The sequence below is a fragment of the Pseudoalteromonas sp. CST2 genome, assembly GCF_028599385.1.
In the GTDB taxonomy this organism is placed as follows: Bacteria; Pseudomonadota; Gammaproteobacteria; order Enterobacterales; family Alteromonadaceae; genus Pseudoalteromonas; species Pseudoalteromonas atlantica.
Map to the genome: position 1 here is coordinate 59,386 of NZ_JAQREO010000005.1, position 14,513 is coordinate 73,898.

Sequence of the window (14,513 nt, forward strand, 5' to 3'; positions counted from 1 at the left end):
ACTGCTAGATCGCCAAAGTTCTATCGGATAAAAGCAATAGGCATCATATCCTTAGACTCAGGGCAACCCGGTGAGTAGTTAACTAAGTACATAATGATTCATTAAAACAATAGAGGCAAGTAGGGCTTTGCCACGGTTCGATGTACATTAGCTTTAAATTATTTTAGGTAAAATTGAGTCATATTTTAATGGCAACCCATGGCGCTATTAGGAAATCACTAAGCTTAAAGTTGCAGTTATAAGCCTAATGTGTACTTTTAAAAACTGTTGGTACAAAAGAGAACCAAGAACTTTGTCTTCTTTGGCAATTGTTATATCGAGCAATTATGAGCATTGATAGCTTCGATTCTGTGAGATGTTTATTCATTTCTTATTGAGTTTAAAAATGCGTTCTCTCTTTAACTGCGTCAACTCTTCTTTAATATTTTCGAGAGCAGCACTAAGCTCTTTATTTTCCATCTCGAGTTGTTTTGACTGTGCCTTATGCCGGCGAATTAACTCATTAAATTGATGGTGTTCCGCTGCTAGTTGCTGAATTGTCTTTTTTAGCTCCACATTTTCTGAACGATATTTTTCTTTTATTCTCTTTTCATTCGCGGCCTTAGACCTTAAAGAATCAGTATACTCTGTATCTGCTTCTTGCTGGGTGCTTAAGCTTCTTTGTTTACTCTTTAGTATCCTTACCTTGGAAGAGAATTCAGAGTAGTAGTGACAACTTCCGTTACCTAGGTTAGCTTCTTCCTCAACTGCTCTTATGCTTAGTTTCCTATTTTTGGGGATACGCTTAGGTTCTCCCGCTAAAATGCGCTCAAGTGCAGCCTCTAATCTAGTGAGGGTGTTTTCACTCTTAGTCATATTGAGTTACCTCAATGGGGTGCTTATATTGTTCATAAGAAATGTTGAAATCTGACATTACGGACTCAGCCGCACGGATTTGAGTTATGCAATGGGAGTAAACAGAGGGAGATAAATCTTTTTGGGTTTTGAGGTACGAGCTGAGCCGAGTATGTTTTTCTTGCCAGTTTTTGGCTTGGGCTACGTCAATAATGCTGCCGCCGCTTTTGCAGTCAACACAGAAGGCAGGGTTTATGACTCCATCCATATCGCAATCATAACCATTCTTACAGTAGCTATGCATAGTACCATGTAATGTTAGAGTTCCTTTTTTTACAGCATCGTAAATTACATCCCAGGAGCTGTAAATGTATGGAATATCTTCTCGCATTTGCATGATTGCTTTGCCATGAGTTCCTGATAAAGGGGCGTCACTGTTAATCATTTCAAAAAATTTATTAGCGGTTTCTTCCAATTGTGTCTTTTCTAGAAGGTGTTGAAAGTCACTATCTATCTGTAAATCATGTAGCCTGTTACTAACGCCACCAACACTATACCAATCAGCCATCTGTAGATAAGTTTGCTTATATTGTTGTTTAAGAGCGCCGCTATTACCTATTCGGTGCCTTGTTGTGTACAGTGCTAATGAACGCCTAAATTGATGTGTTTTGAGTGGCCAGCTTTTACCTAAAGTGCATATTTCTTTAATCTTGTCATGTGCATTGGGATTAGATCGAAATGCCTCAGCTAGAACTTCTTTTGTTATTGTTGTGCCATAAGTGTCAGAAAAAAGCTGTAGCCTGTCAGGCCATTTTGCTATGACTACAGGCAGTTTTGAGCGAGCGGTTCTATTTAACCATAGATAATTACTTTCTTTTTCATAGTTAGCCTCAACTAGCTCCTTCCTCCAGTTTTTTGTGAAGTCTTTCATAAGTTCGACAGCCTTTTCGGTTATTGGAGCTGTAACCCATGTTGTATTTTGTTCACCTAGTTTAAAGGTTCGAGATTGCAACAGATGAAATGTATGGCCTCCTATTTCATCACAGAAATAACTGTTTGGTTTCAGTACACTAAGCTCTGAGTCTCTCATTCCTGAAAATGCACCACAGCATATATAACAAGCGGTAGTTATTCGGCCATATAACTTTTTCCAGTCAGTGGCTGCTTTTAGGCTATTAAAAGGAGTCTTTGAAGAGTATTTTGATAATATATCTGAGCATTTTTGAGGGGAAGCCTTATTAACCTCCTGGGCTTTTCGGTGAGCTGTAGAGTATCCTGACTTGGGTACGTTTAAAAACTTCCAACTACCATTTTTGATTTTAAAATCAACAATGGCTTTCCCTCTGAGGTAATTATCTTGTAGATCATTCTCAATATCTGCGAGCGTATGCCTATACGGATAATAAACCTCGACTAACTCTATCGCTTTAGCATAGAGCTCATCAGCTATTCTTTCTGGGACCGAAAGCGTTTGTTGGGGCGTCTTCGTGCTTAATTTTAAAGCGTGTTCGTATGGCTTTAGTGATGATAGGGTTAAATCAAGCTGTAACCAATTTTGTAATCTGAAGATGCTGTTAATACCGGCATAAACATGCTCTAAAGTGCGTTGTGCAAACTTCTTATTGATAAGGTATGAGTCTAGTGCTTGTGAGGTTTTTTTATCATTTAGAGCCGAAATTGATTCATGGTTATTTTGACGAAGAAAAGTGTAAACCTTTTTAAGTGCGGCAAGTCTATTTACTAAAGTTTGTATTTTTACATGACTACTTCTGGTGCTGTTCTTTTGATAAATCCAGCCATAAACAATAAGTTTTAATTCTAGAGTTAACTCTTCAGAATTTTCTATAAAGCCAAAGTCAAATTTACTTTTTTTATTTATTTGAATCCTCGCTGCGTAGGCACTCATATCCCAAACTTGGTCTCCGAAGTAGCTTTTATCCTTGCCCATAAAGTCTTTACTAATTACAACCTGATTAAGTGTCCTCCAGTCATGTTTGTTACGTAGTTCGATTACATCTACAAACTGTGTCAGTAGCTTTTGAGGAATGTCTTTTGGGAGAGCAATTAGTGGGGTCATATTATTTAACCGTTGGTAGCGAGTCAGGGGTAAGCCAAAGAGGGTGTCGCCCTTCTTCAGTTAATTTAACTTCAGCGTCAGCAATGATCTTTTTTGCAATTTTAGGGAGAATATTTTGATCGATATAATTTAAAACCTTACTAAAGTTTTGATCAAAGTGTTTCGCATTTAGGTGGAAGTACAATGATTCTTCAATACACTCTTTGAATGACAATAGGCACCATATATCTTCAACCGATTGGACAATTACTTGATGATCGCATCCAAAGCAACCAAGAAGATCAGCACATGCTAACTTTAACTCGTGTAAACCATAGGAACTTACTTTTTTACTAAACTTTTTTGATTTTTCACCAAAAGGGTTGTCGCAATATGAACCATGAGCAGACTGTTTGATTTGTGGTGTCATTTGCTCTTGTAGTTCTTCATACTTGAGAATTTTGATATCAAGGTTTTCTTTAGCTTTATCTATTGTAGTAAGATTTTTGGCTTGTTCAGCTCTTATTAGAGCTGCTTGTTGCATCATGATGTTATTTTCTAGCTTGTTTCCCTCGGAGTAGTGCCTTTTGACTGTTCTGGGGGTGTTATTTAGCAGTATAGCTGTTTCTATTTCATTGCTGTTAAGTTGAGAAATATAGCTTCCTGTTGCTCTGAATCTTGAAACGCTAAATCTAAGCTCTTTACCTGTTGAGTCATACATCGGGAAGCTGTTTTTTATAAAAATACTATTGAAGTCACGCAAAAACGCATTGTTCAAAGGCGTTTTCTTGTTTTCCCAACAAGCCTGAATTAGGGGAGCATCATCAGAGTTATCAATTACTTTTGATACCTCTAGCAAAGTATTAAAAAAATCTATGCAGTATTTAGGTATGTCAATGTGGTGCTCACCTATCTCAATGTTTATTACTTTGAAGGCTCTTCTTTTAAAAGCACTCATTACATACCAATTTTCTTTTTTTAAACCTGCAGATTTTGGTCGTCGAAGTTTTAGAATTTGGGTTGTATTGGAAAAAGTGTAATAAGAGAGTAAAAATGTAGCGGCAATCATCATTTTATTTACAGCAAGATAGATTTTGTGAGCCTCACCTTTCCATTCGAATAACATTGGGGAATTTCTCTTCGAAGCGGCCATATATTGCTCTGGGGAAGTTATAAATTGTTTAGCTGTTTGCTTAAAGAGTGAACGGAGAAAAGGAAGCATCTGTTTCAAATCAGAGTTTGTGTAGGCTTCATGTGGTTGAGTGTCATTGTTCGAAAGGATAACAATGTTATTCAGCCATTGTTCTGAGGCGTTATTGATTTCTAAGTTTGAAAAAATCACTTTTAGGGTGCTAGTAAAGGTTATATATGCACTACTTTTAAGCTCACCTGTTCGATATCGCTCGTAACAATAAATACAGAATTTTTGTATAGTGCTTTGCTCAATTGGAAGCATGTTTAGTGAGTCACACCACTTAAGGTAATAAGTAAATTTGTAGTAGTAGTTTGATATGGTTGCATCCGACTTTTCTAAGCGAAGCATTGATAGTACATTTTGGAACTCATTTGCTAAATCATCACGATGGGCAAACTCAATGCCTTTTAACTCCTTTATTCTTTTGGTTGGTGGAATGCCCCTGAAACGAATTCTATTAAAATCTAAATAATGTGTAGTGTTAGCCCCACTTCTAAGCTTTATGCACATCTCTGCTTGCCATTTATAAGGGCTCATTGATGAAACCTTCACTCTCTATTGCGTTATGCATTATCTGATCAAGCAGGCCGAACTTATTTTTAAGGGCAGTCTTTTTCTGTAAATACCTTATATATTTCATTGTAGTGCTTTCTTGATCATGGCCCATCCAATGCATAAGACAATCAAGGGCTTCACCAACACCAAGCCCTGCATTAAGAAGATCGTTAAGTCGATAGGTTGCGTAAGTACTCCTCAAATCGTGGAACGAATAGTGAAAGCTGTTATATGTGAAATTGATAATTTTTCTGAAGTCAGACCAACGTGCACTCAATGTTCCTACGTTAGTTTGATTTCCGTATTGGCTAATAAAAAGTGGCTCATATTCACCACGAACTTTTAATTTATTGACCTTTTTAAGCCTTCTCTCGCTAATTGAATAATCTCGCAGTTTGGAGATTAGAGTTGCAGAAACTTCAATTTCTCTTTGCTTGTTATATTTGGTATTTACACCTGTCGATGGCCCCAAAGTTAAAGTGTATCTAGTATGGGAGTTGCTAGTTGGAATTGCGCTGTTTAAGGCTTCTTGCGTGAATGAGCAGGCCTCAGACTTTCTAAGCCCGCTTAAAAGAGCAAGGGCACACATTAGTTTAAATTCAACTGGTTCAGTCTTGAGCTTAATAGAAAATGCTAATAGCGATTCACTCGTTAAAGGAGTTAGACCACTCTCGGACTTTTTGGGGACTCGTATTTTCAGATCAGTTGTTTGAACTATGAACTTAGGTTTTAAATGAGCTAATTTATCTGTTCTTTTAATGCTAATAAACTCAATTGCAAAAGGAGCTGTTTTTTCGTCATTTATATCGATCTCTGATTCTTCAATAGCCCATATATAGAATTGCACAACATGCTTTAAATAAAGGTTAGCGGTTGAAGGAGAAATTTTTCTACAGCTTACTTCTGACAATAAGTGATATTTAAACTTATAAGTGGGCTTGAGCCTTTTTATTGGTGGGAATTCATCCCAATTCAGAGAGTTAATTTCTAAATATGACCAGTAACAAAGAAGTGCTCTAGAATAAGAGTTAAGATCTTTCAGTCTTTTGCAGGCTATTAAATCATAGAACCAAGCATTAACAGAGTGAACGAACCTCGCGTCAGAAGTATACAGAGTCGGTAGAGATTCTAAATCTTCAAACTCAGTCTCTGAATCTTTTATTTTTATCAGGGCTGAGTGAATAAGCTTAGCCACACTTTCCTCCTTTCTGAAACAAAAAAACCAACTAACTTTAAAGTAAGTATAGTTGGCTTTTAGATTATTCCAGATTATGAAAGTGTATTAGTATGTTTTCTACACTAGCCTGTCATGGTAACAAACTCTTCTGAGCCTGTAGGGTGCAGAGCAACAACGGCATCAAAATCAGCTTTAGTTGCGCCCATTTTCATAGCAACCGCAAAGCCTTGAATCATTTCATCAACGGCAAAACCAATGCCGTGTAAGCCAACTACTTTTTCTTCAGGGCCTACGCATACAAGCTTCATTGCACACGGTTGGCGGTGTTGTGTAACGGCTGTGTACATAGCGGCAAAGCCCGACTTGTACACTTTTACGTTTTCTTCGCCGTGGCGAGCAATGGCTTCTTGCTCGGTTTCACCAATAGTACCAATAGGTGGGTGGCTAAATACCACGGTAGGTACAAGGCTGTAATCCATTTTTAAATCATCAGGTAGGTCTTTATTAAATAAACGCTCTGATAGGGTACGGCCGGCTTTAACAGCGACAGGCGTAAGTTCTATACCGTGCTCAATAATATCGCCCACAGCATAAATACCAGGTACGTTTGTATTTTGATATTCATCTACTTTTACATAACCAGAGCTATTTAGTTCAACCCCTGCTGCTGCAATGTTAATTACGTCGGTGCTTGGCTCGCGGCCAATAGCCCAAATTACTTGGTCAACGTTTTGGCTGTAACCATTTTCAAAATGAATGGTTAAGCTACCATCGCTTTCTTTAACAATTTCTTTAGGCGAGCATTCGGTATGCAGTGTTGGGCCTTCTTTTTTCATGATCTCTACTAGGGTTTCAACCAGTAGCGTATCAAAATTACGAAGCGGCGCGTGTCTGCGTACAAATAAATGAGTTTCTGTGCCTAAACCATGCAGTACACCGGCAAGTTCTACAGCAATGTAACCTGCGCCAATTACCGCTACTCGCTTTGGCTGCTCTGTTAATTCAAAAAAGCCATTTGAGTCTATACCGTACTCAGCACCTGGAATATTAGGAGTATGCGGACGTCCACCTACTGCAATCAAAATATGATCGGCCGTGTAATGCTCGCCGTTTACTTCTACGGTTTTGCTATCAACAAATTTAGCAAAACCATTAATTACGGTTACGCCATTGTTCGCTAAACCGTTGTCGTATCCTTTATGAATGCGACCAATGTACGCTTCGCGGCTCTCAACGAGTTTGCTCCAGTTAAAGTCTTTTACTTCTACGTTAAAGCCGTAATCAGGTGCATATAAGTTAATTGCTTCAGCAACTTGTGCGCCATGCCACATTACTTTTTTAGGCACACAGCCTACATTAACACAGGTGCCGCCCATGTGTTTTGCTTCGATAAGCGCTACTTTAGCGCCACGCATTGCCGCACGGTTAGCAGAGGCAATACCGCCACTACCACCACCAATCGCAATGTAATCAAAATGCTGAGCCATGTTTTATCCTCAAAAAATATATTTAACTATAATGTGCCGATGATAGCATATGCTAAGTGCAAGTCACCCAGCGCGGCGCGCTAAAAAGCTGATAAATACAACAAACGAAATTGTTTATTATGCCGATCAGTTTCATCCTAAGCTATATTAGACCCACTAATGGAGGCTTGTATTTCACCGTTTTGCCCCAACTTCAAATTCATAGTCAATTAAATTGAGAAAATTCATGAGCGAAGCACAAACAAATCCACTCATTGGCCTAGAAGGCTTACCCCCGTTTTCAAAAATAAAGCCAGAGTACGTAGTACCGGCACTAAAGCACGGTATAGAGCAATGTCGTAAAGCCATAGATGACGTGTTAGAAAAAGGCTCGTTTACATGGAACGATTTAGTATTACCCCTTGAAGAAGCCGACGATAAACTCTCGCGTATGTTTTCACCGGTATCGCACCTTAACTCAGTCATGAATAACGACGAGCTGCGTGAAGCCTACGAGCAATGTTTACCACTTATATCTGAGTACTCAACATTTGTCGGGCAGCATCAAGGCTTGTACGAAGCGTATAATGCGCTTTATAACAGCGATGAATTTAAAACACTCAGCACTGCGCAACAAAAAACCATCACCAACGCCCTACGTGATTTTAAACTTTCAGGCATTGCATTATCAGCAGAAGATCAAAAGCGCTACGGAGAAATTAGCACACGTTTATCTGAACTAGCCTCTAAATTTGGCAACAACGTAATGGATGCAACGCTTGCATGGCATAAACACATTACCGATGAAAGCCAATTGGCAGGCTTGCCAGAGTCGGCATTAGCGCTTGCTAGCGAAACAGCTAAAAGCAAAGGTTTAGACGGCTGGGTATTTACGCTTGATTTTCCGTCTTACTTACCGGTAATGACCTATGCAGATGACCGCGAACTGCGCAAAGAAACCTACACGGCATTTTGTACGCGCGCTTCAGATCAAGGCCCTAATGCGGGTGAGTTTGATAACTCAGCCATTATGAAAGAAGAGCTTGCACTACGCCATGAGCTATCGCAGCTGTTAGGGTTTAATAACTACGCTGAAAAATCATTAGCAACTAAAATGGCTGAGTCGCCAGCGCAAGTGTTCTCATTTTTAGAAGACTTAGCCGCTAAGTCTAAGCCTCAAGCAGAGCAAGAAGTGGCAGAACTAAAAGCCTATGCTGAGCAACACCATGGTATTACTGAGCTTCAAGCATGGGATTTTGGTTACTACAGCGAAAAGCTCAAGCAAGAAAAATACGCAATTTCAGATGAAGTACTGCGCCCTTACTTCCCTGCAGATAAAGTACTTAGCGGTTTATTTGAAACCGTTAGCCGCCTTTTTGGTATTAAGGTAAAAGAAGTAAGCGACTTTGATAGCTACCACAGCGATGTTCGCTTTTTTGAAATTTTTGATAGCAGTAACACATTGCGCGGTCGTTTTTATCTTGATCTATATGCACGCGAGCGCAAACGTGGCGGTGCGTGGATGGATGACTGTATGGGGCGTAAAGTACGCGCCAGCGGCGAATTGCAAACACCCGTGGCATACTTAGTGTGTAACTTTAATAAAGCGGTAGGCGACAAACCGGCGCTATTTACACATGACGAAGTAACCACGCTTTTCCACGAATTTGGCCATGGTATTCACCACATGCTTACCCAAGTTGATGCTGCTCCTGTTGCTGGTATTAACGGCGTTGCATGGGATGCCGTAGAACTACCAAGCCAATTTTTAGAAAACTGGTGTTACGATGAAGAAGCGCTGAGCTTTATTTCAGGCCATTTTGAAAGTGGTGAGCCATTACCAAAAGAGCTACTTGATAAGCTACTGGCTGCCAAAAACTATAATTCTGGCATGCAAATGCTGCGTCAGATTGAATTTTCGTTGTTCGATTTTAGAATCCACCACGACTACCAGGCAAACCAAGAGTGCCAAATTCAAGCGATTTTAAACGACGTACGTAGCCGCACGTCGGTGGTTAACCCGCCTGAGTTTAATCGTTTTCAACATGGCTTTAGTCATATTTTTGCAGGTGGCTACAGCGCCGGTTACTACTCGTACAAATGGGCTGAGGTACTCTCTGCCGATGCATTTTCTAAATTTGAAGAAGACGGTATTTTTAACGCCGAAACAGGTAAAGCCTTCTTAGAAAATATTTTAGAAAAAGGCGGCAGTGAAGAACCTATGGAGTTATTTAAAAAGTTCCGAGGTCGCGAGCCAAATGTTGATGCGCTACTGCGTCACAGTGGTATAGCTGCATAAACAACTACTTAACCTTATAAAGCGCCTATATGGCGCTTTTTTTATGTTTTTTAATATATTGGCCAATTGTTTTTAGTAATTTTAACCTCCCGTACTATGCTTTGTGTATACGCAGCAAAATGGACTAGGGCATGGCAAAGTTGGTACTAACGATTGATGACGATTTGTATGTTCATCGAATTATTGAAGAGGCTTTAGCGGGCTTTTGTAAGCTTATTCACGCTAAAGATGGCGAACAAGGACTTAAGCTAGCCAAAAAGCACACGCCCGACATAATTTTACTTGATATAGAAATGCCCGGTAAATCCGGCTACCAAGTTTGCCAAGCACTAAAAGAAGATGAGTCAACACACGATATACCCGTTATGTTTTTGTCCTCTAAGGTGGAGCTTAACGATAGAGTAAAAGGCTACAGCGTAGGCGCGTCTGACTACATAATAAAACCCTTCAACACCGAAGAGCTAATGGCACGCATTAAAGTGCTTTATGAGTACCGGCAGCAGTGTGAAAAGCTAAAATTTGATGTAGCTAAAGCGCAAGATACCGCCGCAATGGCTTTGGCGGAGTCGGGGGATATGGGGCGTATTGTTAGGTTTGTGGGGCAAAGCTATCACTCTCATAACTTTCACTCGTTAAGCGAGCACTTACTTACCTTTTTTAGCCCGTTTAATTTAGACGTTGTTATTGTATTTTGGTATCAAGGGGGGAGCTATTTTTATAGTTTAGAAAGTGGCGTATGCCCGCTCGAGCAGGAGCTTTTAGAGCAGCACCGTAATGCCAAGCGGTTTGTTGATATTGGTAGCAGCACCATTATTAACTACCCCAAAATATCTTTATTAATTAAAAATATGCCGGCTGATAATCATGCTTTATACGGCCGTTATAAAGACTTATTCCCGCACATACTCGAAGTGACAAACGAAAAGGTCGTTGCTATGGAAAGAAACGAAAATAGCTTTGAACAAGCCACCCAAATTAGCACTGCTTTGCAAGATATAGTAAAGCAGCTTACCAGCCAAAATGTTGTACAAAACGACTACACAAGGCAGTTTATAGAGCAACTTCATGAACTTAACTGTGCAATTAAGCAAACACAAGCACACGCCAATCCTGCCGATTTAACTTTATACATGTCGCAATTAGACGAAACTATGCAACTGCTAGTAACCGCAAACAGTGATTTAGCGTTTATAAAGTACCAGCTTAAACAAGTGACCGAGAGCCGCAACGAATTATTGTGCAACTTACGCTCTAAAGTAGAGGAGGCCAGCTCACATAGTCTTGCGCATCAAAGCGATATAGAGCTATTTTAGTGCTTTAACGCTTGTTATACTGCAGCTGAAATTTTTCGTCGGAGTGTGTAGTGGTTATTCAGTGTGCTTTTAAAGAGTGTCGCCCATATTTAAATGAGCTAGAAACGCGTTTTAACTTAGCCCAATGGGCGCAAAGTTGCAGCGGTTTTACTCTGCATTACGACGATAAAGGCCTTAGCCTTTTAAAAAGCGATGAGCCTAAACTTGGCGCAATAAACGTAGACTTTGTAACAGGTGCAGTTGCTCACAGGCGTAAGTTTGGCGGCGGCAAAGGCCAATCAATCGCAAAAGCGGTAGGGTTAAATAAAGGCGCAACCCCTGTTGTACTTGATGCTACTGCCGGGCTTGGCCGAGATGGCTTTGTGCTAGCGTCACTTGGCTGTAAGGTTATACTGCATGAGCGCCACCCTGTGGTAGCGGCTTTATTGTTTGATGGCTTAAAACGCGCTTACGAAGATGCAGAGATTGGTTCTTGGATGCAGCAAAATATGAGTTTAGTGTTTGGCTCAAGCCACACGTTGTTAGAGCAGTGCGAGAGCATGCCCGATGTAGTGTATTTAGATCCTATGTTTCCACACCGAGAAAAATCAGCGTTAGTTAAAAAAGAAATGCGTGTATTTCAGGCATTAGTAGGCGCAGATACCGACGCCGATGACTTACTTGAATTCGCCTACCCACTTGCCAGTAAGCGTGTGGTAGTTAAACGCCCCGATTACGCTCCATTTTTAAACAATCAAACCCCCAGCATGCAAATTAAAACAAAAAAGAACCGTTTTGATGTGTATGTAAAAGCGGCCATGGTTTAACGGTATTTAGCGTGTTGATCGGTTTTAAGGATCTAGGATCTTAGCGCGCTTTTATGTTAGAATTCGCACAATTTTTTGGCATAGTAAAGTAGCACAGCAATGATCTTAGATGATATTCGCATCGTTTTAGTTAATACCTCACACTCTGGCAACATTGGTTCGGCGGCTCGCGCTATGAAAACCATGGGTTTATCAAAACTGTATTTAGTGGACCCTGCTTGTGAAGTAGACAGCCATGCAAGCGCCTTAGCAGCCGGTGCAACTGATGTTTTAGGTAATGCGGTTATTGTTGATACCGTGGCTGATGCCATTGCCGATTGTGCATTAACTATTGGTACGAGTGCTCGTTCGCGCACGCTGTCTTGGCCTATGGTTGAGCCACGTGAGTGCGGTGAAAAGCTAGTTGCTGAGGCTGTAAACGGCCCTGTAGCGCTTGTATTTGGCCGTGAAAACAGCGGTTTAACTAACGAAGAACTACAGCTGTGTAATTACCATGTATGTATTCCTGCAAATCCACAGTACAGCTCGCTTAATTTAGCTATGGCGGTACAAACGCTAAGCTACGAAACGCGTATGGCGTTTTTAAATCAGCAGCCAAAGGCTGAGCAAGCAGACGATGAGACTGCTTACCCAAGCTCAAAACAAACAGAGTTATTTTACGAGCATTTAGAAGAGACGCTCGATAACACCGGTTTTATTATTAAGCAGCATCCAGGTTTAGTAATGACCAAGCTACGCCGTTTGTTTAACCGTGCACGCCCAGAAGAGGCAGAGCTAAACATATTGCGCGGTATTCTTACCTCAATTAATAAATCTATTCCTAAGTAAGGTATAGCGATTGGTTATAAAAACCTGCGGGTAAATAACGAGCTAATACTTGACTAAAACACTCAAGTAATTACAATACACCTAATACTTGACCAAAAAGGTCAGGTATTAAAAATTTGTTAATAGAACAGTGTTCTTTAATCAAATTTTTATCAAGTGATAATACTTGACTATTTTACTCTGGTAATTAAAATTTGCACTCTTTTGTGCGGGGGGCGTTATGAAGTTAACATCAAAAGGCAGATATGCCGTAACAGCTATGCTGGATGTTGCACTACATGCGAGTGTAGGTCCTGTTGCCCTTGCTGATATTTCACAAAGACAAGAAATTTCTTTGTCTTACCTTGAGCAATTATTTGCCCGTTTACGTAAAAATGGCTTAGTGAGCTCGGTTCGTGGTCCTGGTGGCGGTTATTTGCTAGGCCGAGAAGCCGCGGTTATCTCTGTTGGCGATGTAATTAGCGCCGTAGACGAATCGGTAGATGCAACACGTTGCCAAGGTGCCGATACCGGGTGTCAAAGCGGTATGCGTTGTTTAACTCACAACCTATGGTCTGATTTAAGCGCACGTATCGAAGAGTTTTTAAATAATATTACCTTAGCTGAATTGGTGGAAAAATCAGATGTGAAAGAAATCGCATCTCGCCAAGATAACAGCATCAATAATGCAATTAAGCAGTTGGAAAACATTCAAGTAAGCTGTCAACTATAAAAGTTGACCTGCAGCGGAGAGAGAAATGAAGTTACCGATTTATTTAGATTACGCAGCGACCACGCCTGTTGACGAGCGTGTTGCAAAAGAAATGATGCAATGCCTGACAATGGACGGTAATTTTGGTAATCCTGCGTCACGTTCGCACCGTTTTGGTTGGCAAGCTGAAGAAGTAGTTGACCAAGCGCGTACAGACATTGCCGATTTAATTAATGCTGACCCGCGTGAAATTGTTTTCACATCGGGCGCAACAGAATCAAATAACCTTGCAATTAAAGGTGCAGCGCAGTTTTACAAAAAGAAAGGTAAGCACGTTATTACCGCTAAAACTGAGCACAAAGCAGTAATCGATACGTGTCGTGAACTTGAGCGCCAAGGCTTTGAAGTAACCTACATGGACGTTGAAGAAAACGGCCTGTTAGATCTTAAAAAGCTTGAAGAAACTATGCGTGACGACACCATTCTTGTCAGCATTATGCACGTTAATAACGAGCTAGGTGTAATTCAAGATATCAATACTATTGGCGAAATGTGTCGCGAACGTAAAATTATGTTCCACGTAGACGCAGCACAAAGCGCAGGTAAAGTATTAATCGACGTACAACAGCTTAAAGTTGATTTTATGTCGTTCTCAGGCCACAAAGTATATGGCCCTAAAGGTGTTGGCGCACTTTACGTTCGTCGTAAACCACGCGCTCGCCTAGAAGCGCAAATGCACGGTGGCGGCCATGAACGTGGTATGCGTTCAGGTACACTTGCAACTCATCAGCTAGTAGGTATGGGTGCAGCATTTAGAATTGCTAAGCAAGATTTTGAAAAAGATCACGCACACATCAGCGCATTACGTAAACGCCTAATTGACGGCATTATGGCTGATATGGACGAAGTATACTTTAACGGCGCACAAGACCAATCAGTACCAGGTATTGTAAACATCAGCTTTAACTTTGTTGAAGGTGAGTCGTTACTTATGGCAGTAAAAGACATAGCGGTATCATCAGGGTCTGCGTGTACATCAGCAAGCTTAGAGCCTTCATATGTACTACGCGCACTTGGCCGTAATGACGAACTAGCACACAGCTCAATTCGTTTTAGTATTGGCCGTTTTACTACCGAAGAAGAAATTGATTACACCGTTGAATTAATGAAAAACTCTATCGGTCGCCTACGCGAGATGTCTCCTTTATGGGAAATGCATCAAGAAGGTGTTGATTTAGATTCAGTTGAATGGGCTCACCACTAATACGAGTGAGCACCTACCGTAGCAGGTAA

General features: G+C 40.6%; 11 protein-coding genes. 6 read left to right on the plus strand and 5 right to left on the minus strand.

What is annotated here, in order from left to right; translation table 11 throughout:
* Positions 1-363: 363 nt before the first annotated feature.
* The 5 genes from PSH41_RS08745 to gorA all read right to left on the minus strand — a co-directional run bounded on the left by PSH41_RS08745 (position 364) and on the right by gorA (position 7,304).
* Complete coding sequence (locus tag PSH41_RS08745; RefSeq protein ID WP_273588830.1) at positions 364-855, minus strand: hypothetical protein; 492 nt, start codon at positions 853-855, stop codon at positions 364-366.
* Complete coding sequence (locus PSH41_RS08750) at positions 848-2,911, minus strand: hypothetical protein (protein ID WP_273588831.1); 2,064 nt, start codon at positions 2,909-2,911, stop codon at positions 848-850. Before PSH41_RS08750 ends, PSH41_RS08745 begins: the two co-directional genes overlap by 8 nt.
* 1 nt (position 2,912) lies before the next feature.
* Complete coding sequence (locus PSH41_RS08755; protein WP_273588832.1) at positions 2,913-4,622, minus strand: hypothetical protein; 1,710 nt, start codon at positions 4,620-4,622, stop codon at positions 2,913-2,915.
* Entirely contained in the window at positions 4,609-5,835 is a 1,227-nt protein-coding gene (locus PSH41_RS08760; RefSeq protein ID WP_273588833.1) for a tyrosine-type recombinase/integrase, read from the minus strand. The genes PSH41_RS08755 and PSH41_RS08760 overlap by 14 nt, the downstream gene beginning before the upstream one ends.
* A 104-nt stretch (positions 5,836-5,939) precedes the next feature.
* Complete coding sequence (gene gorA, locus PSH41_RS08765) at positions 5,940-7,304, minus strand: glutathione-disulfide reductase (RefSeq protein ID WP_054982879.1); 1,365 nt, start codon at positions 7,302-7,304, stop codon at positions 5,940-5,942.
* Between the two features lie 226 nt (positions 7,305-7,530).
* Here gorA and prlC point away from each other — a divergent pair, with 226 nt between their 5' ends.
* The 6 genes from prlC to PSH41_RS08795 all read left to right on the plus strand — a co-directional run bounded on the left by prlC (position 7,531) and on the right by PSH41_RS08795 (position 14,484).
* Positions 7,531-9,582, plus strand: coding sequence for an oligopeptidase A (prlC, locus tag PSH41_RS08770; RefSeq protein ID WP_264390150.1), 2,052 nt, complete (start codon positions 7,531-7,533; stop codon positions 9,580-9,582).
* A 131-nt stretch (positions 9,583-9,713) separates the two neighbouring features.
* Entirely contained in the window at positions 9,714-10,895 is a 1,182-nt protein-coding gene (locus PSH41_RS08775; RefSeq protein WP_273588834.1) for a response regulator, read from the plus strand.
* A gap of 50 nt (positions 10,896-10,945) precedes the next feature.
* The gene (locus tag PSH41_RS08780; protein ID WP_004585768.1) at positions 10,946-11,701 is read left to right on the plus strand and encodes a class I SAM-dependent methyltransferase; all 756 of its coding nucleotides are present in this window, start codon (positions 10,946-10,948) and stop codon (positions 11,699-11,701) included.
* Between the two features lie 99 nt (positions 11,702-11,800).
* Positions 11,801-12,529 carry a tRNA (cytosine(32)/uridine(32)-2'-O)-methyltransferase TrmJ gene (trmJ, locus tag PSH41_RS08785; RefSeq protein WP_054982876.1) on the plus strand — a complete coding sequence of 243 codons (729 nt, stop codon included), beginning with the start codon at positions 11,801-11,803 and terminating at the stop codon, positions 12,527-12,529.
* A 220-nt stretch (positions 12,530-12,749) separates the two neighbouring features.
* Positions 12,750-13,241 (plus strand): Fe-S cluster assembly transcriptional regulator IscR, encoded by a 492-nt coding sequence (iscR, locus tag PSH41_RS08790; protein WP_004585770.1) that lies wholly within the window; start codon positions 12,750-12,752, stop codon positions 13,239-13,241.
* A 25-nt stretch (positions 13,242-13,266) separates the two neighbouring features.
* The gene (locus PSH41_RS08795; protein ID WP_004585771.1) at positions 13,267-14,484 is read left to right on the plus strand and encodes an IscS subfamily cysteine desulfurase; all 1,218 of its coding nucleotides are present in this window, start codon (positions 13,267-13,269) and stop codon (positions 14,482-14,484) included.
* Positions 14,485-14,513 lie beyond the last annotated feature (29 nt).